This is a genomic window from Enterococcus sp. RTP21361st1_A6_RTP21361_211029, assembly GCF_040910045.1.
GTDB lineage: Bacteria > Bacillota > Bacilli > Lactobacillales > Enterococcaceae > Enterococcus_D > Enterococcus_D gallinarum.
Genome location: NZ_JBDGBK010000032.1, coordinates 1 through 19,201 on the forward strand (window position 1 = coordinate 1; position 19,201 = coordinate 19,201).

18 protein-coding genes are annotated in these 19,201 nt (G+C 36.7%); 4 read left to right on the plus strand and 14 right to left on the minus strand.

Annotation, left to right across the window (positions count from 1 at the left end):
- Positions 1–124 precede the first annotated feature (124 nt).
- The 14 genes from AB5Z52_RS07685 to dnaA all read right to left on the minus strand — a co-directional run bounded on the left by AB5Z52_RS07685 (position 125) and on the right by dnaA (position 16,308).
- Complete coding sequence (locus tag AB5Z52_RS07685; protein ID WP_005473073.1) at positions 125–1,000, minus strand: DegV family protein; 876 nt, start codon at positions 998–1,000, stop codon at positions 125–127.
- A gap of 152 nt (positions 1,001–1,152) precedes the next feature.
- Positions 1,153–2,445 carry an adenylosuccinate synthase gene (locus AB5Z52_RS07690; protein WP_021148909.1) on the minus strand — a complete coding sequence of 431 codons (1,293 nt, stop codon included), beginning with the start codon at positions 2,443–2,445 and terminating at the stop codon, positions 1,153–1,155.
- Positions 2,446–2,648: 203 nt separating this feature from the next.
- Entirely contained in the window at positions 2,649–4,019 is a 1,371-nt protein-coding gene (dnaB, locus tag AB5Z52_RS07695; protein ID WP_003129256.1) for a replicative DNA helicase, read from the minus strand.
- Between the two features lie 121 nt (positions 4,020–4,140).
- Positions 4,141–4,593: a 50S ribosomal protein L9 gene (rplI, locus tag AB5Z52_RS07700; RefSeq protein WP_003129255.1), complete on the minus strand. Its 453-nt coding sequence runs from the start codon at positions 4,591–4,593 to the stop codon at positions 4,141–4,143.
- Positions 4,594–4,606: 13 nt separating this feature from the next.
- Complete coding sequence (locus AB5Z52_RS07705; RefSeq protein WP_005473080.1) at positions 4,607–6,058, minus strand: DHH family phosphoesterase; 1,452 nt, start codon at positions 6,056–6,058, stop codon at positions 4,607–4,609.
- Positions 6,059–6,317: 259 nt separating this feature from the next.
- A complete protein-coding gene (gene rpsR / locus AB5Z52_RS07710; RefSeq protein WP_003129253.1) occupies positions 6,318–6,554 on the minus strand; it encodes a 30S ribosomal protein S18 in 237 nt (78 codons plus the stop codon).
- Between the two features lie 23 nt (positions 6,555–6,577).
- The gene (ssb, locus tag AB5Z52_RS07715; protein WP_003129252.1) at positions 6,578–7,096 is read right to left on the minus strand and encodes a single-stranded DNA-binding protein; all 519 of its coding nucleotides are present in this window, start codon (positions 7,094–7,096) and stop codon (positions 6,578–6,580) included.
- Positions 7,097–7,138: 42 nt separating this feature from the next.
- Complete coding sequence (rpsF, locus tag AB5Z52_RS07720; protein ID WP_003129251.1) at positions 7,139–7,438, minus strand: 30S ribosomal protein S6; 300 nt, start codon at positions 7,436–7,438, stop codon at positions 7,139–7,141.
- 223 nt (positions 7,439–7,661) lie between these two features.
- Positions 7,662–10,139, minus strand: a complete 2,478-nt coding sequence (gene gyrA, locus AB5Z52_RS07725) for a DNA gyrase subunit A (protein ID WP_005473081.1) — start codon at positions 10,137–10,139, stop codon at positions 7,662–7,664.
- 23 nt (positions 10,140–10,162) lie between these two features.
- On the minus strand, positions 10,163–12,112 hold the full coding sequence (gyrB, locus tag AB5Z52_RS07730) for a DNA topoisomerase (ATP-hydrolyzing) subunit B (protein ID WP_005473082.1): 1,950 nt from the start codon (positions 12,110–12,112) through the stop codon (positions 10,163–10,165).
- A 5-nt stretch (positions 12,113–12,117) separates the two neighbouring features.
- On the minus strand, positions 12,118–13,230 hold the full coding sequence (recF, locus tag AB5Z52_RS07735) for a DNA replication/repair protein RecF (protein ID WP_005473084.1): 1,113 nt from the start codon (positions 13,228–13,230) through the stop codon (positions 12,118–12,120).
- Complete coding sequence (gene yaaA / locus AB5Z52_RS07740) at positions 13,217–13,456, minus strand: S4 domain-containing protein YaaA (protein ID WP_003129246.1); 240 nt, start codon at positions 13,454–13,456, stop codon at positions 13,217–13,219. The genes recF and yaaA overlap by 14 nt, the downstream gene beginning before the upstream one ends.
- A gap of 224 nt (positions 13,457–13,680) precedes the next feature.
- The gene (dnaN, locus tag AB5Z52_RS07745; protein WP_021148899.1) at positions 13,681–14,811 is read right to left on the minus strand and encodes a DNA polymerase III subunit beta; all 1,131 of its coding nucleotides are present in this window, start codon (positions 14,809–14,811) and stop codon (positions 13,681–13,683) included.
- Positions 14,812–14,970: 159 nt separating this feature from the next.
- Positions 14,971–16,308: a chromosomal replication initiator protein DnaA gene (dnaA, locus tag AB5Z52_RS07750; protein ID WP_288551510.1), complete on the minus strand. Its 1,338-nt coding sequence runs from the start codon at positions 16,306–16,308 to the stop codon at positions 14,971–14,973.
- 509 nt (positions 16,309–16,817) lie between these two features.
- On the opposite strand from dnaA, the gene rpmH reads away from it, so the two are divergent.
- The 4 genes from rpmH (at position 16,818) to jag (ending at position 19,033) form a co-directional block, all read left to right on the plus strand.
- Complete coding sequence (rpmH, locus tag AB5Z52_RS07755) at positions 16,818–16,952, plus strand: 50S ribosomal protein L34 (RefSeq protein ID WP_002356012.1); 135 nt, start codon at positions 16,818–16,820, stop codon at positions 16,950–16,952.
- 121 nt (positions 16,953–17,073) lie between these two features.
- Positions 17,074–17,409, plus strand: coding sequence for a ribonuclease P protein component (gene rnpA, locus AB5Z52_RS07760; protein WP_003129188.1), 336 nt, complete (start codon positions 17,074–17,076; stop codon positions 17,407–17,409).
- 18 nt (positions 17,410–17,427) lie between these two features.
- Entirely contained in the window at positions 17,428–18,252 is an 825-nt protein-coding gene (locus tag AB5Z52_RS07765; RefSeq protein WP_003129186.1) for a membrane protein insertase YidC, read from the plus strand.
- A 16-nt stretch (positions 18,253–18,268) separates the two neighbouring features.
- Positions 18,269–19,033, plus strand: coding sequence for an RNA-binding cell elongation regulator Jag/EloR (gene jag / locus AB5Z52_RS07770; protein ID WP_003129185.1), 765 nt, complete (start codon positions 18,269–18,271; stop codon positions 19,031–19,033).
- The last annotated feature ends 168 nt before the right edge of the window (positions 19,034–19,201 follow it).

Here is a 19,201-nt window from a genome sequence, read left to right on the forward strand (position 1 = left end):
AAATTCGAAACGAAGTAGATAAAAAGCTGTTCCAAGCTCGAGTTACGAGTTTGGAACAGCTTTTGTCTACAGTCTGAGCCAAATGCAAGAACTCTTGCATTTGGCTTTTATATTTAAGAGAAAATCAATCACTGATCAAACGTGTTTTTCCGAATGAAAAAAGTGCCAAACAACCATATCCTGTATGGCTGGCAATTGTTGGTCCTAAAGGATAATGATAAATAATTAATGCTGGAAATTGCTCTTTCAAGAGTCTTAACACTTTTTCTGCTGCTTCGTCATCACCTGCATTTGCAAGATAAACCGTCTCTATTTGAGATTCACGCAGATTCGCTACTGTTTTATCAACAATTTTTTGAATTGATTTATTTCGACCTCTCACTTTATCGACATTTTTCAACTTTCCATCTGTATCTACAGTAATAATTGGTTTAACATTTAATAGGCCGCCAATGGCCGCTGCTGTTTTAGATATTCTACCGCCTCTTTCAAGATGTCGAAGATCATCAACTGTCACCCAAGAATCTAGAGATAATTTATGTTCTTCTACCCACTGGCTGACCTCATGAAGAGACCAACCTTCACTTTGTCTTTTTGCTGCTTCCGCTACTAAAAAACCCTCTCCCAAACTAGCAGATTTTGTATCAATGAGTGTGATTTCAGCATGAGGGTATTCTTCTTTAAGAATAGCAACAGCTTGAACAGCGCTTTGAAAAGAACCGCTCATTCCAGACGAAAAACCTAGATAAAGTATCGGTGTGTGCGATTCTACATATGGACGAAAAAATTCAACATAACGTCCGACGTTGATTTGAGAAGTTGTCGGTTGTGCATTTTCTTTTAATTTTTCTAAAAACCACTTGGCATCAAATTGTTCACCCATATCATCGATATATTCTTTTCCTTCAAGTTCAATTGTCATAGATATATATTGAACACCCAATTCAGCTAATCTTTTTGCTGGTAGATCACAACATGAATCTGTAATGATTTGATACATAGGTACACCCCCTTTGATAACCTTATTATAGCAAAAAAAGAACAAGGCAGAAGAAATCATACTTGAAGACGGGAAAATCATCGATTTTCTTCTAAAATACTCTGCCTTGTTCTTTCTACTATTCAATTCTACTAATTAATTCTACCCACTGATTAGATTTGTGCCCAAACACTCTCTAATATATTCGTTTGATTACGATCTGGCCCTACTGAAAATGTTGAGATACGAACCCCAACTAATTCAGAGATACGATGTACATAGTTACGTGCATTTTCAGGAAGATCAGCTAATGTTTTGCATCCAGTAATATCTTCTGACCAGCCTGGTAACTCTTCATAGACTGGTTTACAACGATTCAATTCTTTTAGACTTGCAGGATAATGATAAATCAATTCTCCATCTAATTCATAAGCAGTACAAATTTTTACAGTTTCCAAGCCGCTCAAAACATCAATTGAATTTAGAGACAGATTCGTGATACCAGAAACACGTTTTGAATGACGCATGACAACAGAGTCAAACCAACCAACACGACGTGGACGACCAGTTGTCGTACCATATTCACGGCCAACTTCACGAATTTGATTGCCTGTTTCATCAAAAAGTTCTGTTGGGAATGGGCCATCACCAACTCTTGAAGTATATGCTTTACAAACACCAACTACTTTATTGATTTTAGAAGGACCCACTCCACTACCAATAGTTACTCCACCAGCTACTGGATTTGAGGATGTTACGAACGGATATGTTCCTTGATCAATATCTAGCATAACTCCTTGAGCACCTTCAAACAGTACGCGTTTTCCTTGATCTAGCGCATCGTTTAGAATAACTGAAGTATCCGTTACATATTTCTTGATTTGTTGACCATATTCATAATACTCTTCAAAAATATCTTCAAAAGCAATCGGCTCATCATCAAACATTTTAACAAATTGACGATTTTTTTCTTCAAGATTGATACGTAATCTTTCTTCAAAAATTTCTTTATCAAGAAGATCAGCAATTCGAATACCTACACGAGCGGCTTTATCCATATAAGCTGGACCAATCCCTTTGATCGTTGTTCCGATTTTATTGTCACCTTTAGCATCTTCTTGTAACTGATCTAATTTGATATGATACGGTAAAATAACATGGGCACGGTCAGAAATTTTCAAATTATCTGTTATTATATTATTCTCTTTTAGATAGGCAAGTTCCTTAACAAGAGATTTTGGATTCACAACTACGCCATTTCCGATCACGCTAATTTTATCTTTATAAAAAATACCGGATGGAATCAAGTGTAATTTATATGTCACTCCATCAAACTTAATAGTATGTCCTGCATTGTCTCCACCTTGATAACGTGCAATCACTTCCGCATTTTCACTCAAAAAGTCGGTAATCTTCCCTTTTCCTTCATCGCCCCATTGGGTACCTACTACTACTACAGATGACATTTAATGACCTCTTTCTTTATATATTGCACTCCATAAGTATTGTACCAGTATTCGATCATGGATTCAATCTAAAATCGAATGATTGAATTCATTAAAATGAAAAAAAGCAGAAAAAAACGAACTATATTTTATTTATTTTTTTTATACAAAGCTAAATACGAATAAAAAAAAGCGACCGGCAATAGTACCAGTCGCAACCTATCCTATGCAAACTCAACTCTTGGAGATAGAGAGGAAAACTTATTGTATTCCTTGATAAACAATAATTCAACTGTTCCCCGTGCTCCACTTCTGTTCTTTTCAATAATCACTTCAATGACATTATTGTTTTGCGGCTCTTCACCGCCATCCTCTTCGTCACCTTCACGTTGATAGTAATCGTCTCGATAGAGAAATGCAACAATGTCTGCATCTTGCTCAATAGATCCTGATTCACGAATATCACTTAAAACTGGACGTTTATCTTGGCGTTGTTCCACCCCTCGTGATAATTGAGAAAGCGCAATAACTGGAACTTTTAATTCTTTGGCTAATTTCTTCAATTGCCGAGAAATCTCAGAGACCTCTTGTTGACGGTTTTCTCTTCCTGTACCTTCAATCAATTGCAAATAATCAATCAATATCAAACCCAAATTCCCTTTTTCCTGTGCTAATTTACGACAACGTGCTCGAATCTCGGAAATTTTGATTCCAGGTGTATCATCAATATAAATACTAGCATTCGACAAACTTCCCATGGCCACGATCAAATTGCGCCACTCTTCTTCTGACAGTTGACCGGTCCGTAAATGGCTGGCTTCAATAGATCCTTCCGCACATAGCATTCGATTGACTAATGATTCTGCACCCATCTCTAAGCTGAAGATGGCGACAGAACGATCTGTTTTTGTTCCTACATTTTGTGCTATATTTAGTGCAAAAGCTGTTTTACCAACAGCAGGACGTGCTGCTAAAATAATTAGCTCTTCTTTTTGAAGTCCAGCTGTCATTTTATCTAAAGCTGCATAGCCAGTAGGCAATCCGGTAATTTCTTCGTTATTTTGCGCTAACTGATCAATATTTTCAATTGTTCGATTTAACACATCAGCAATAGACTGAAATCCGTTGCTATTTCTTTTTTCTGAAACCTCTAAAATGCTTTTCTCTGCTTGATCGACAATCGATTGAACATCTTCATCTTGTTCAAACCCCTTTGTCACGATACGACTAGCGGTTTGAATCAAGTTGCGTAAAGTCGCTTTGTCGTCCACGATTTTTGCATAATAAGCAATACTAGCGGCCGAAGGAGAAGCTTGGCTAAGTTCTGTTAAATAAGTAAGCCCGCCGATATCTTCCAGACTATTACTTTTTTCTATTTCTGCTTTCAATGTGATTAGGTCGATGGATTCATTACGATCATTGAGTTGAATCATCGCTTGAAAGATAATCTGATGGCTGCGCCGATAAAAATCTTGTGGTTCAATAATTTCCATCGCATCAATAATTGAATCCGCGTCTAAAAAGATTGCTCCTAAAACCGCTTGCTCAGCTTCAATGTCTTGAGGCGGAATTTGATTTTGCCATACTTCATTCATGACTTTCGCTCCTAATCTAGTGTTCATTTATTCTACAGGATATCAAATCAAAGCACAAGAGAACCTCGATTACAAAAATATCCGCTTAAAAAAACCCAACATTTTACTGTTGGGAAACTTTTTATTCTTGTACCGTTTGGACGGTAATTGTAGCAGTTACTTTAGAATGTAATTTGACGGGCACCTTTGTATAACCTAATGCCCGAATGGGTTGTTCTAACTCAATTTTCCGCTTGTCCAATTTTATACTATATTGTTTGTTCAAAGCATCAGCAATTTGTTTTGATGGAATAGAACCAAACAATCGACCATCTTCTCCTGCTTTTGCTTTAATTCTAACAACTGTTTCTTCCTTTTCAAGGACTGTTTTTAGTTCTTCAGCCTCCGCCAGTAATTCCGCTTCATGTTTTTCTTGTGCTTTTTGTTTTCCTTTTAATTCGGCCATGCTTTCATTATTAGCTGGTTTAGCTAAGTTGTTTTTAATTAAGAAGTTTTGTGCATACCCATTTGGTACATCCTTAATATCTCCTTTTTTTCCTTTTCCTTTAACATCTTGCAAGAAAATAACTTTCATCTGTGGTCACTCCTCATTCTCTTTCTAACTTGTTAAGTTCTTGAATTAACATTTTTTTGACTTCATCCAAGCTTTTATCCTTGATTTGAGTAGCTGCATTTGTGAAGTGGCCTCCTCCACCAAGTGCTTCCATTAAAACTTGCACGTTGATTTTGCCAGTGCTTCGAGCACTAATACCGATCAACTTACTAGGCTGCCTTGTGATCACAAAAGCAGCATGAATCCCATTGATTGATAAAAGCGTATCCGCTGCCTTAGCGACTGTCACACTGTCATATACTCGTTTATCATCAGCTACTGCGATAACGATATCTTCTTTGTAATGTTTGCTTTTAGAAACTAGTTCACTAATCATTAAATAGGAGTCTAAATCCGTACTAAGCATATATTGAACAAGTGAAGTATCCGCACCATGATTTTTGAGGTATCCAGCTATATCAAAAGTTCTACCAGTTGTTCGAACAGAGAAATTCTTTGTATCGACATAAATTCCCGCCAATAAAGAAGTAGTGATAAATTTGGGAATTTGTGTTTTGCGAGTAGAACGATATTGTATCAACTCAGCGACTAACTCTGATGCCGAAGATGCTGTTGATTCAATATAAGTCAACAACGGCTTATCTGGAAACTCATCTCCGCGACGGTGATGATCAATTACAGCAATTTTATCAAATACATCATAAACTTTTTGTGAGATTGACATAGACGGTTTATGATAATCAACCATTACTAAGACACTTTCCTCATTGGATAAAGTTACAGCTTCCTCACCTGAAATAACAATTCGTTCTAAATCAGGATATTTCTTCAATTCTTCTAATACCCGTTCAATATCCGCAGTAATTTCTTTAGGATTTAAAATGATGTAACATTCACGTTCACTCATCATTGCCATATAAGCAACTCCAAAGGCTGCACCTAAAGCATCCATATCAGGGTACCTGTGTCCCATGATAAATACCTTTTTATTATCAGCAAATATTTTTTTTAATGTAGTACTCATAGCCCGAGAGCGAACACGAGTTCTCTTGGGCGTACCATCTGTATTCCCCCCAAAAAACTGTGGTTTTGCTTCCTCATCAGCTTTCTTCAGTACCACTTGATCCCCACCACGTACCAAGGCGATATCTAAATTATTTTGAGCTACTTCGCCTATTGTCTCTAGCGATTCTTCTCCGTAAGAGATTCCCATACTAATGGTTAAGGCTAAGTCATTCTTTTCAGCAATATTACGAACACGTGTCAAAAATTCAAAATTCCCTTTTTTCATCTTCTCAATATCTTCAATCTTGGCAACAAAAAGAAAGCGTTCAGAATTAATCCGCTTATAAAAGATATGATTTTCACTGGCCCAATCTGAAATCAGCGTCGTGATCAAAGAGTTCAAGTAGGATATTTGTTTGTCATCTTTTTTGTCAATTAGATCATCATAGTTATCAATTGAAATAAGTCCGATTGCTGACATAATTTAACTCCTCAATAAACTGCTATAGAAATATTAAACACTTTTATATTTTACCACATCTTATACGAATAAGCGATTTCCTAAATAAAGTTTCACGTGAAACTTTATTTAGGAAACCACAAATCAAATACCGGCAAAGATTTTTTCGTTATTTAAAGATTGAATTAAATAACGAATACACTAAATGTTTTTAGTAATAGTATATACAAAAAAAGTTGACAACTGTCAAAAACAGTTGTCAACTTTTGAATAGTAAAAATTATTCTTCGCCTACAAATGGAAGTAATCCCATGATACGTGCGCGTTTAATTGCAACAGTTAGTTTACGTTGGTTTTTAGCCCCTGTACCTGTTACACGACGTGGCAAAATTTTTCCACGTTCAGAAATGAAACGTTTTAACAATTCTGTATCTTTATAATCGATGTGTTCGATATGATTTGCAGCAATATAGTCTACTTTGCGACGTTTACGTCCGCCTCTTCTTTGTTGTGCCATTCTATTTCCCTCCTATCAATTTATTAGAATGGTAAATCATCGTCTGAAATGTCAATTGACGAGTTTCCGAATGGATCAGAATTATCTCGATCAAAGTTAGGCATTCCTGATGGTTGAGAGGATTGATTTTGATTTGTGCTATTGTTTCCGAATCCAGAAGAACCACTAGTATTATACGAAGTATTTCCACCGCTTTCGGTAGTGCGTCGTTGTTCAGAAGCATTTCGAGATTCTAACAATTGAAAATTGTCTGCTACAACTTCAGTTACATATACACGTTGTCCTTGTTGATTGTCATAAGAACGTGTTTGGATTCTTCCAGTCACACCAAGTAATGTACCCTTACGAGCATAATTAGCCAGTGTTTCTGCAGGTTTTCTCCAAATCACACAATTGATGAAATCAGCTTCACGTTCTCCACTTTGGTTTGTAAAATTACGATTTACAGCCAATGTAAAAGACGCGACACCAGTGCCGTTAGCAGTGTATCGTAAATCAGGATCTTTGGTTAATCTTCCTACTAATACAACATTATTAATCAAAGTTCATCATCTCCTCATCGCTTTGTTTCATGTGAAACAATTTTATTCTTCTTCTTTGACAATCATGTGACGGATAATATCGTCATTGATTTTAGCAAGACGGTCAAATTCATTGATTGCACTTGCATTTGATGGAGAAGAAACTTTAACGATGTGATAGATACCCTCACGGAATCCATCCATTTCATACGCTAGACGGCGTTTTTGCCAATCTTTAGACTCGATAACTTCAGCTCCGTTATCTGTCAAGATCGTGTCAAAACGTGCGATCAATGCAGATTTTGCTTCTTCATCAATGTTTGGACGAATGATGTATAAGATCTCATACTTCGTATTTTCCATTGATTATTCACCTCCCTGTGGTCTTAGGCCCCTAGTATATTCTAGGAGCAGAGAGAGTCGCCTGATTAGACTACTCACAAATACCAATTATACATTTTTTTCATCCATAATACAAGATTAATTTTTTGACTTTTGACAGTAAAATTGCTTGCATCAATAAGTACGCACAAAATATTTTCATTTATTAAAAAAACTCCAACAACATCGTGTTGGAGTTACATTACTATTCATCATTCTGACTTTCAGAAGATATTTCTTCTTCTGTTTCAGAAACTTCCGGATCTACAGTGGCCATCGTGACTACTTTCGCTCCGTTTTCCATCTTCATTAAGCGAACGCCTAAAGTTGCACGTCCAGTTTGAGATACTGTTTCAGCGTTAAATCGGATAATGACACCTTTGTCTGTAATTAGCATGATATCTTCTTTGCCTGAAACTGTAGTCAATCCAGCTAACGGTCCATTTTTCGCAGTAATATTCGCAGTTTTTATTCCTTTACCACCACGCCCTTTTATTGGGTATTCTGAACCTTTTGTACGTTTTCCGTAGCCATTCTCTGTGATAACTAATACTTCACTATCTTCTTTGATCACAGAAGCGCCGACAACATAGTCATCTTCTCTTAAACGGATGCCTCGAACGCCTGCAGCAGTTCGTCCCATATCTCGAACCAGCTCTTCTTTAAATGTAACTGAATAGCCATTGTGTGTACCAATAATCATCACATCTTGCCCATTGGTTTCTACTACATTAACTAATTCATCATTTTCGCGTAACCCAATAGCAATCAATCCATTGGCCCGAATATTGGAGAAAGCAGTAACTGATGTACGTTTTACTATACCTAGCCGTGTCGTGAAGAACAGATAACGTCCTTCTTGAGGTCCTCCAGAAGCAGAGATAATCGCTTCGATGCGTTCGTTTGAATCAATACCTAAAAGATTGATCACAGGAATACCTTTAGCAGCTCGTCCGTATTCAGGAATTTCGTATCCTTTAGCTTTATAAACTTTCCCCATGTTAGTAAAGAAAAGTAAAGTATCATGAGTTGAACAAGAAATCAACGTTTTAACAAAGTCTTCATCGTGAATCCCCATGCCTTGAACACCACGACCTCCACGACGTTGAGCCCGAAATTCAGAATTTGCTACTCGTTTGATATACCCATTATTTGTCAGCGTAATGACAATTTCTTCTTCTTCAATCAAATCTTCATCTTCAAGACTCAATACTTCTCCAACAAGTAATTCTGTTCGGCGCTCATCACCAAAGCGTTGACCTAATTCTTGCAATTCTGTTTGGATAATTTCTAAAACTCGCTGAGGATTAGCTAAAATATCTTTTAAGTCAGCAATCAATTCCAACAAACTTTGATATTCATTTTCAATCTTGTCTCTTTCTAATCCTGTTAAACGACGCAAACGCATATCTAGAATCGCTTGCGCTTGTCGATCTGATAGACTGAAACGTTCCATCATTGTGTTTTTTGCTTCATCATCTGAATTAGATGCTCTAATCAATGCAATGATTTCATCAATATGATCAAGAGCAATCCGTAATCCTTCCAAGATGTGAGCACGTGCTTCTGCTTTGTTTTTGTCAAATTGAGTACGACGCGTTACTACCTCTTGTTGATGCTCGATATAATTTTCTAAAATTCGTTTCAAACTTAAAATTTTTGGTACGCCTTTTTCAATCGCCAGCATATTAAAGCCAAAAGATGATTGAAGAGCCGTCATTTTATAAAGGTTGTTCAAAATAACTGAAGCACTAACGTCACGACGAACATCGATCACAATACGCATACCTTCTCGAGAAGATTCATCGCGCAAGTCCGTAATACCTTCGATTCGTTTGTCTCGATGAAGTTCTGAAATCCGCTCAATTAATTTTGCTTTATTGACCATGTACGGCAATTCGGTGACTAGAATTCTTTCTTTACCATTAGGCATCTCAGTAACTTCAACTTTTCCTCGTACCGTAATGGACCCTTTACCTGTCTCATAGGCCCGTCGAATACCTGATTTACCCATAACTAGGCCGCCCGTTGGAAAATCAGGTCCGGGCAAAACTTCCATCAATTCATTCGTTGTTACTTCAGGATTTTCCATTAGCAGCTCAATAGCCGCAATTACTTCATTCAAATTATGTGGTGGAATGTTCGTTGCCATACCTACCGCAATACCTGTTGTACCATTGACTAAGAGATTAGGAAAACGAGCAGGCAATACTGCAGGTTCTCTTTCAGTATCGTCGTAATTACTTTGAAAATCGACGGTATCTTTATTAATGTCTCTTAGCATTTCCATTGCTAATTTGCTCATGCGGGCTTCAGTATACCGCATCGCGGCAGCACCATCACCATCGACTGAACCAAAGTTACCATGACCATCCACTAACATATAACGATAACTAAACGGTTGCGCCATCCGCACCATTGATTCGTAAATCGCACTATCACCATGAGGGTGATATTTACCCATTACATCACCGACGATACGGGCTGATTTTTTATGAGGTTTGTCTGGTGTAACCCCTAATTCATTCATTCCATATAAAATTCTACGATGAACTGGTTTTAGTCCATCTCGAACATCTGGCAAGGCCCTTGCAACAATAACACTCATCGCATAATCGATAAAGGACTCACGCATTTCACTTGTCAGATTGACATCATGAATATTTTGTTTTGCTTCACTCAAGCTATTTCCTCCTTTACGATTGGCTAGATATCAAGATTTTTAACATAATGTGCATTCTCTTCAATAAAGGCACGCCTTGGTTCTACACGATCGCCCATTAGCATTTCAAAAATTTGATCTGCTTCAATTGCATCGTCTACACTTACACGGAGCATCATCCGGTTTTCCGGATCCATTGTTGTTTCCCAAAGCTGATGGTCATCCATCTCACCTAAACCTTTGTATCGTTGAACACTTGGTTTAGGCGTTGCAGGCAATGACTCGATTGTATTCTTCAAATCTTGTTCTGCGTTTTTGCCTGGTTGGATATAATGGATATTTTTTCCTTGTTTTACCCCATAAAGTGGTGGTTGAGCAATATAAACATACCCAGCTTCAACAATTGGTCGCATATAGCGATAGAATAAAGTTAATAGCAATGTTCGGATATGTGCGCCATCGACGTCGGCATCAGTCATAATTACTAATTTATGATAACGTGCCTTAGAAACATCAAAGTCTGCTCCAAATCCTGTGCCCATCGCTGTAAATAGTGAACGGATTTCTTCATTTGCCAAAATTTTATCCATGCTTGCTTTTTCGACATTTAAAATTTTCCCTCGAATAGGCAGAATCGCTTGGAATTCACGACTTCGTCCTTGTTTAGCTGATCCTCCAGCTGAGTCTCCTTCGACAATAAATAATTCGCATTTCTCAGGATCATTACTTGAACAATCTGCTAGCTTACCTGGCAGATTACTAATTTCAAGAGCACCTTTACGTCGAGTCATCTCACGCGCACGCTTAGCTGCTTGACGTGCTTTAGAGGCTAGCAGTCCTTTTTCAACTACTTGGCGCCCAACTGCTGGATTCTCCATCAAAAATTTTGTGAAATGCTCTGAAAATAAACGATCAGTTACAGTCCGCACTTCTGAGTTCCCTAATTTTGTTTTTGTTTGTCCTTCAAACTGAGGATCTGGATGTTTGATGGAAATAACCGCTGTAAGACCTTCTCGAACATCTTCACCTGTTAGATTCTCATCATTTTCTTTCATTAGCTTAGACTTACGTGCATAGTCATTGATAACCCGAGTCAAAGCTGTCTTGAATCCAGACTCATGGGTACCACCTTCATACGTATGAATATTATTAGCAAAACTTAGCAAATTGTTATGATAGCTATCTGTGTATTGTAGAGAAACTTCAACCGTGATGCCCTGTTGTTCCCCTTCAAGATAGATTGGTTCAGGAAAAATAACTGTCTTACTTGCATTTAAGTGTTCAACGTAGCTTTTAATTCCGCCGTCATAATGATATTCCTTCAGAACAGGATGTTCTTCTCGTTTATCTTCAATTGAAATTTTTAAGCCGCGATTCAGAAAAGCTAATTCTCGAACACGTGTAGCCAACTTATCAAAGTTAAAAACAGTAGTTTCTGTAAATATTTCAGGATCCGGTACAAAGTGAACAGTAGTCCCATGACGATCTGTTTCGTCAATCACTTTTAGATCTTCGACAACAGCTCCCCGATGGTATTCTTGATAATAAACTTTGCCTTCTTTGTATACTTTAACATCTAATGTGGTAGATAATGCGTTTACCACTGAAGAACCTACACCATGCAAACCCCCTGAAACTTTATATCCGCCACCGCCAAATTTTCCACCTGCATGAAGAATAGTAAATACAGTTTCAACAGCAGGTCTGCCAGTCTTTGCTTGAATATCTACAGGAATTCCCCGACCGTCATCGACAACAGTAATACTATTATCTTCTTCGATAATTACTTGAATTGCTGTAGCAAAACCAGCAAGTGCTTCATCAATCGAATTATCTACGATTTCCCACACAAGGTGATGGAGCCCTTCTGAACTGGTCGATCCGATATACATTCCTGGACGCTTGCGTACCGCTTCTAAACCTTCTAAGACTTGAATCTGACTGGCGTCATATTCTTTGGCACGTTCAACTAAACTTTTTTCTTCTTCTGTCATTCAGTCTATTCTCCTTTTATGTGTCCTTTGTCTACGTAAAAAATCTCTGCTTCAACAGACATTTTATCTTTTACATGTTCAAGTGTGGTTGTGGTAATAAATGTTTGTACTTTTCCTTCAATTGTTTCTAGTAAGTGTAACTGACGAGAATCGTCTAATTCACTCATGACATCATCTAACAAAAGAATCGGATATTCTCCCGTTTCTTCTTTCATCAAATCAATCTCTGCCAATTTTACACTTAATGCAGTGGTTCGCTGTTGACCTTGGGATCCGAATGTTTGAACATTCCTATCATTGATTAAAAAGTTGAGATCATCTCGGTGTGGACCCACTAGAGAAATCTGTCTCATTTTTTCACGTGTTTTCACTTGATCCAGTGCATCTTTGAATTGTTGTTGAACTTGTTCTAGAGATGCACTTACAGTACCAACACTAGACAAGTATTCTATTTGTAAAACTTCTTTTTCATCACTTATTTTTTGATGGAGTTGATTGGCCCAAAATGCTAATCGTTTTACAAAACGTTGTCGTGCAAAAATGATCTTGCTGCCAAATTCAATCAATTGTTCAGTCAACACAGTGAGATAGAGCTCATCATTTTGCTTTTTTTCAAATAATTGCTTCAAATACTGATTTCGCTGTTTCAAAACACTTTGATATTGCACAAGATCATACAAATAAATCGGATCAATCTGTCCAATTTCCATATCGATAAATTTTCTTCTTACTTGAGGACTTCCTTTAACAAGTGAAAGATCTTCGGGGGCAAAAAGAATTACATTCAATTGCCCTATGTAACTACTAAGTTTTTTTTGCTCAATATGATTGACTTTCGTTTTACGACCTTTTTTAGTTAAAAATAATTCTAATGGTATGGTAGAATGCCCTCGAGACACAGCTCCGCTAACTTGAGCCCCAGCTGTATCCCAACGAATCAACTCTTGTTCACTTGTAGTTCGATGACTTTTTGTCATCGCTAAAACATAAATACTTTCTAAAACGTTGGTTTTTCCTTGAGCATTCTCGCCTAAAAAAATGACAAGATTTTTATCGAAAGATAATTCCAAAGATTCATAGTTGCGATAATTATTTAGCTGAAGATTATTCAGACGCATCTGAGGCTTCCTTCTTTACCATAAAAAAAGTACCCTCATCAGGTATCTCAATCCTCATTCCCGCATATAATTTGCGGCCTCGTCTATTCTCTGGCTCTCCGTCTACAAGTACCGTATGTTCAGCTAGGAACCATTTTGCTTGTCCTCCACTGCTGATTACGCTGACTTCTTTCAACATTTGTCCTAACGTCATATATTCAGTTTCTAAAGGTATTTGCATTTTCATATTATCCCTCGATTCTATAGAAGAACGTATACCATTATTATACTCTTTTTTAAGGAATAAAACAAATTTATCCGTATAATTTTCATTCTGAGAAGTTTTGATTGTTTTAGATAAAAAATAAGCAAAAACAAAAAGAAGGGCTTAAAATCGATTTTAAGCCCTTCTAAACTATTTTTGTATTTTCAGACGTTTGTTTCATGCATTTACAATAAATATGAAAAATTCTAATTTGTGCGGACTGGTGTAATCAATTGAATAAAGCTTCCTTGACTTTCAGTTGGTTCCAAAGTGAATGGTCTGATAGCAGAAATAAAGCGAATCGTGATGTTTGTATCTCCAAAAGCTCTTAGAGCCGCCTTCATGTAATCAGGATTGAAAGAGATTTCCAATGGTTCTCCTGAAACTTGCTCGTAGGATAGATCTTCTTCTACTTTACCAATCTCAGGAGAATTCCCATATAAAATAACAGAATTTTCATTTATTGACAAACGAACAATGTTATTTCTTCCTTCATGTGAAAGTAAAGATGCGCGTTCGATGGCTGACAACAATTCTGGAACTGAAAATTCAATTTCTGTGTTAAAACTTGATGGTATCAATCGATTTGTATCTGGGTAAGTCCCTTCTAATAGGCGTGAATAGAACTTCATTGTATTGGTTTGGAACAATACTTGATTATCCATGATACTGATTTGAATAGCTTCTTCTTCATCTGTTAAAGAACGGGACAATTCAGTCAAACTTTTCCCAGGAATAACGATGTTGAAATTCGCTTCCCCACTTTCTAATGGAATTACTCGTTGACTTAATCGATGGGAATCTGTAGCTACAGCTAATAATTTCTTATTTTCAAGAACAAAATGAACACCGGTTAGAATTGGACGACTTTCGTGCTGTGAAACAGCAAAAACTGTTTCGTTAACAATTTTATTTAGAATGTGAGCAGGAACTTCGATGCGATCTTGACTTTCGACAACTGGTAAATGTGGATAACTATCAGCATCTAATCCATTTACAGTAAAGTTAGCTTTCCCTGAAGTTATTGCTACTTGGTTATTTTCTATCACTTCCAGCGTAACAGTATTATCCGGTAAGCGACGAATGATTTCACTAAAAAATCGTGCTTGTAAAATAATTGCTCCTGTTTGTTCAATTTTCATTTGAACTTTTTCTTTCTCTACGCTTAAAAAAGTCTCAATTGAAATATCAGCATTACTTCCTGTCAGAGTTAAACCTTTATCAGTTAGAACTAATTTAACACCTGTAAGGATCGGTATGGTAGTTTTTGATGAAATGGCACGTTGAACGGTTTGTAATTCTTGCATGAACTCTGTTCGATTTAAAGTTACTTTCATTAGGAGCACTCCTTTTATTTATAGTTATTAAATAAGGTAATAGTAGTAATAGGCTTGTTAGTATTGTGGATAACTAGAAAATATCATTGAGACGTCAACGAAAACGCCTGTGTATAACCTGTGCATAACTTTTTGACATGTTTTTGCTTTATCCACAACTCAACTAAAGAGAATGTTTTTGATTTCTGAAATTTCATTCTTAATGGTAGAATCCGTTTCTGAAAGATGTTGGATTTTTTCATGAGCATGAATGACTGTAGTATGATCTTTACCTCCGAATTCAGCTCCAATTTTAGGTAAAGAGTTATCCGTTAGTTCACGAGAAAGAAACATGGCGATTTGCCGAGGTACGACAATTCCTTTGACACGTTTTTTTCCTTTGAGATCATTTATATGGATATGGTAGTATTTTGCAACTTCCTCTTGGATTTGCAATATAGAAACTTGAGTGCTTCCATGACTTGACTTTAATGCTTTGATTGCTTCTGCAGCTAAGCTTGTTGTAATATCCGAATTTTGCATAGTTGCAAATGCTTGTACACGCACTAATGCGCCTTCTAATTCCCGAATATTCGAATCAATTTGTCCTGCGATATAACTCAGTGTATCGTCAGGGATTTCGAGGCGTTCAGCTTCTGCTTTTTTTCTTAAAATCGCTGTTCTAGTTTCTAGATCTGGAGGTGTAATATCTACAGATAACCCCCATGCGAAACGTGAAACCAATCGTTCAGGTAACGTGGGTATTTCATTTGGTAAGCGATCACTTGTCAAAACGATCTGCTTGTTATTTCGATAAAGCTCTTCAAATGTATTAAAGAATTCTTCTTGTGTCCCTTCTTTATTGACCAAAAACTGAATATCATCAACAAGTAAGAGATCAACATTTCGGTATTCATTCCGAAAATCTTCCATTTTATTCTTTTGGATCGAAGTAATAAAATCATTAGTGAAGTTCTCACTGCTCACATATTTGATTTTTGCATTTGGTCTTTTTAACAGCATTTGATGTCCGATAGCATGCATCAAGTGAGTTTTTCCTAGACCCACACCACCATAGAAGAATAACGGATTATAGATAGAACCGGGATCTTCAGCTACAACTAAAGCTGCAGCATGAGCCATCTGATTTCCTTTACCTATAACAAATGTATCAAAAGTATATTTTTCGTTTAGAATAGTTTTTCCTTTTTTTTCTGCTTTTTCAGTAACTGTTTGTTCAACAGAAGGCGATTTTTGCAGAGCTTCTGCTTCTTCAGCAGTGACAAAACTAGGAATTAGTTCTTCACCGGTCTTCATGAAGCCCATCTCAACAATTTTTGCAGCTAGATTTTTTTCCCAATAAGATTTATGAAGATCACTGGGTACTTCAATCAATAACTGATTTTTTTCAAAAGATAATATGTTGGCTGTTTCGATCCAAGCACTGTAACTTGCTGGATTAAGTTCTTCTTTAAAAGATTTCTGAAGATCTCGCCAAATGGAATCAGCAGATGACATAAATTGTCCTCCTATAGCTAAGAATAGATAATACTAATTTAGCACGGATGGAAGAAGTTTTCCACAGATTATAATAAAAAAGGTTAGAAAAAAATACTTTTCCACATCTATGGAAAAAAGAACAGGAGAAATTAACTTATCAAATTTACGGTTATCCACAGAGGAGGAGTGTTTGTGGATTGTTACAATAATCTCTTGTTTATCCACAAGTAACTGTTAATCAAATACGTTGATGTAAAAGCGTTTTACTGATTTATGCACAGCTAGAAAAGTGTATGTGGATAACTTTTTAGAAGGGTGTTTATTTGTGGAAAAAGCAGGAAAAACTTGTGGAAATAAGTTATCCACAAAAATGCAAAATCCACAAGTAACACACAGTTCATTTAGTTTATGTGGAAAACAAGACAGTAAAGTGGGTGAATTTTATATTGACAAAACACTGTCTGACTCGTTATACTATCAAAGTATGTCTATGCGCATAATCATTATTTTGATGGAGGTGTCACTAAATGAAAAGAACTTATCAACCAAATAAACGTAAACGTCAAAAAGTTCACGGATTCCGTAAACGTATGAGTACAAAAAATGGACGTCGTGTTTTAGCAAGTCGTCGTCGTAAAGGCAGAAAGGTTATTTCTGCATAAGCCACTGAATGCCAGTGGTTTTTTTTATGCCGTTTTTTAAGGAATATAGTGAATCCCTTTTACTAAATATGGTATTATTGACAGGTGAGTAACCAAAGTAGAAAGAAATGAAGGAACCAAGATGAGAAAGGCATATCGCGTAAAAACAGAACAAGACTTTCAAAAGGTTTTTCAGAAAGGAAAGTCTTTTGCAAACCGTAAATTTGTTGTCTATGTTCTGCAGAAAGATCAGCCACATTTTCGTGTCGGATTATCTGTAGGAAAAAAAGTAGGAAATGCTGTTAAACGAAATGAGATCAAACGAAAAATCAGAGCAAGTCTCACGGATATGCAACCTAGAATCAAACCTACACTCGATTTCATCGTAATTGCTCGTCCAAGTGTTTCGAATTGCTCTTCTCAAGAAGTATACTCGAATTTAGAGCATGTGTTAAAGCTTGCTAAAATCATTAACTAACGGAAAGGAATTATTTAAGTGAAAAAAGGAAAACGTATCTTACTATTTTTGGGGATCGTCTCATTGGTAGTTGTCTTGTCTGCCTGTAGCGCAACTGGGGAAGTGAATGCGCAAAGTTCAGGATTATGGGATCGTTATATCGTTTATTACTTTGCTGAAGCGATCAAGATGCTATCTTTTGGCAATGCTGGGATTGGGATCATTCTATTTACTCTGATCATTCGGATTATTCTCATGCCTTTAATGCATTTTCAAACAAAGAGTATGCGAAAAACTCAAGAATTGCAGCCAAAATTAAAAGCTCTGCAACAACAATATGCATCGAAAGATAGTGAAACACAAAATAAATTACGTGCAGAAACGCAACGGCTTTATGCAGAAAATAATGTGAATCCTTATGCCGGATGTTTGCCGCTACTTGTCCAAATGCCAATTTTGATGGCATTATGGCAATCGATTTCGCGGGTTCCAGCTTTACAAGAAGGAAAATTTTTGTGGTTACAATTAGGGGACCGAGATCCTTACTTTATTTTACCTATATTAGCTGCACTATTTACATTTGCAAGTACTTATTTGTCTAGTATGAGTCAAATAGAATCAAATGCTAGTTTAAAGATAATGAATTTTGCAATGCCATTGATGATTTTATTGATGGGGATCAATATCGCTAGTGGTTTATCTTTATACTGGGTTGTATCCAATGCATTCCAAGTAGTACAAACGTTGATTTTGAATAATCCATTCAAGATTCGTCAAGAAAGAGAAGAAGCTGCTCGAAAAGAAAGAGAACGAGAAAGAGCGCTGAAGAAAGCAATGAGTCCTAAGAAAAAACGTAAGAAATAAAAGGAGGTTGCAGATAATGCCGATTTATGAAGGTCTTACAGTAGATGAAGCTATCCAAGAAGGATTGCATGCTTTAGGTTTAAACAAGGATCAAGCAGTGATCGATGTTTTGGATGAGGGGAAAAAAGGTTTTTTGGGTATTGGTAAAAAGAATGCCCGCGTATCAATTGAAAGAAGTGCTGCGGATGAATCAAAAATCATCACAGAATCAGTAACTGAAATAATTGAAGAAATCTTAGAACCTGAACTTGAGGAATCAGTGCTTACTGCAAAATCGCAAGCAGATACGGAAGAAAAACCTAACGCAAAGGATCTTTCTGATGATGAAGCACTTACTCATCTTGCTTTATATTTGACTAACATTTCTAAAGCATTGAATGCACCAGCCCTTGTAAAAACAGCACGAGAAGATGGCTTGATCGTTTTTCATCTAGATACACAAAAGCAAGGACTCCTGATTGGAAAACATGGAAAAACACTAAATGCTTTACAATATCTGGCACAAGTATATATTCATCGAATCGCAGCAAATAAGCTATCCGTGGTTGTTAATGTAGGTGATTATCGTGAAAAGCGTCAGGCAATTTTAGAGCGTCTGGCCAATAGAACAGCAGAAAAAGTTAAACGCACAGGTAGACCAGTCTTTTTAGAACCTATGCCAGCTTTTGAAAGAAAGCAAATCCATTCTGCATTAAGTAAGGATGCCCAAATACAAACACACTCTGAAGGTGACGAGCCTTATCGGTACTTGGTGGTTGAACCAGCGAAAAAAAACTTTTAAGTCTAAAGGAATTGACAAGATATTTGAAACCAAGTATTCTTGACTAGAAATCATTCTTATCAAAGTAAACATACGATGAGTAGTTCTTACTTTGGTGAAAAAAAGAGTCCGTTTGCCACGGACTCTTTTTTTATATTAATTGTATTGGTAGTATCGAGGTTTAGCAGT

Bases quoted from the DNA above. Each gene is read 5' to 3' on its own strand.
- AB5Z52_RS07685 (WP_005473073.1), bottom strand. From the start codon at position 1,000: ATGTATCAAATCATTACAGATTCATGTTGTGATCTACCAGCAAAAAGA.
- AB5Z52_RS07690 (WP_021148909.1), bottom strand. From the start codon at position 2,445: ATGTCATCTGTAGTAGTAGTAGGTACCCAATGGGGCGATGAAGGAAAA.
- dnaB (WP_003129256.1), bottom strand. From the start codon at position 4,019: ATGAATGAAGTATGGCAAAATCAAATTCCGCCTCAAGACATTGAAGCT.
- rplI (WP_003129255.1), bottom strand. From the start codon at position 4,593: ATGAAAGTTATTTTCTTGCAAGATGTTAAAGGAAAAGGAAAAAAAGGA.
- AB5Z52_RS07705 (WP_005473080.1), bottom strand. From the start codon at position 6,058: ATGTCAGCAATCGGACTTATTTCAATTGATAACTATGATGATCTAATT.
- rpsR (WP_003129253.1), bottom strand. From the start codon at position 6,554: ATGGCACAACAAAGAAGAGGCGGACGTAAACGTCGCAAAGTAGACTAT.
- rpsF (WP_003129251.1), bottom strand. From the start codon at position 7,438: ATGGAAAATACGAAGTATGAGATCTTATACATCATTCGTCCAAACATT.
- gyrB (WP_005473082.1), bottom strand. From the start codon at position 12,112: ATGACAGAAGAAGAAAAAAGTTTAGTTGAACGTGCCAAAGAATATGAC.
- recF (WP_005473084.1), bottom strand. From the start codon at position 13,230: ATGCGTCTGAATAATCTTCAGCTAAATAATTATCGCAACTATGAATCT.
- yaaA (WP_003129246.1), bottom strand. From the start codon at position 13,456: ATGAAAATGCAAATACCTTTAGAAACTGAATATATGACGTTAGGACAA.
- dnaN (WP_021148899.1), bottom strand. From the start codon at position 14,811: ATGAAAGTAACTTTAAATCGAACAGAGTTCATGCAAGAATTACAAACC.
- dnaA (WP_288551510.1), bottom strand. From the start codon at position 16,308: ATGTCATCTGCTGATTCCATTTGGCGAGATCTTCAGAAATCTTTTAAA.
- rpmH (WP_002356012.1), top strand. From the start codon at position 16,818: ATGAAAAGAACTTATCAACCAAATAAACGTAAACGTCAAAAAGTTCAC.
- rnpA (WP_003129188.1), top strand. From the start codon at position 17,074: ATGAGAAAGGCATATCGCGTAAAAACAGAACAAGACTTTCAAAAGGTT.
- jag (WP_003129185.1), top strand. From the start codon at position 18,269: ATGCCGATTTATGAAGGTCTTACAGTAGATGAAGCTATCCAAGAAGGA.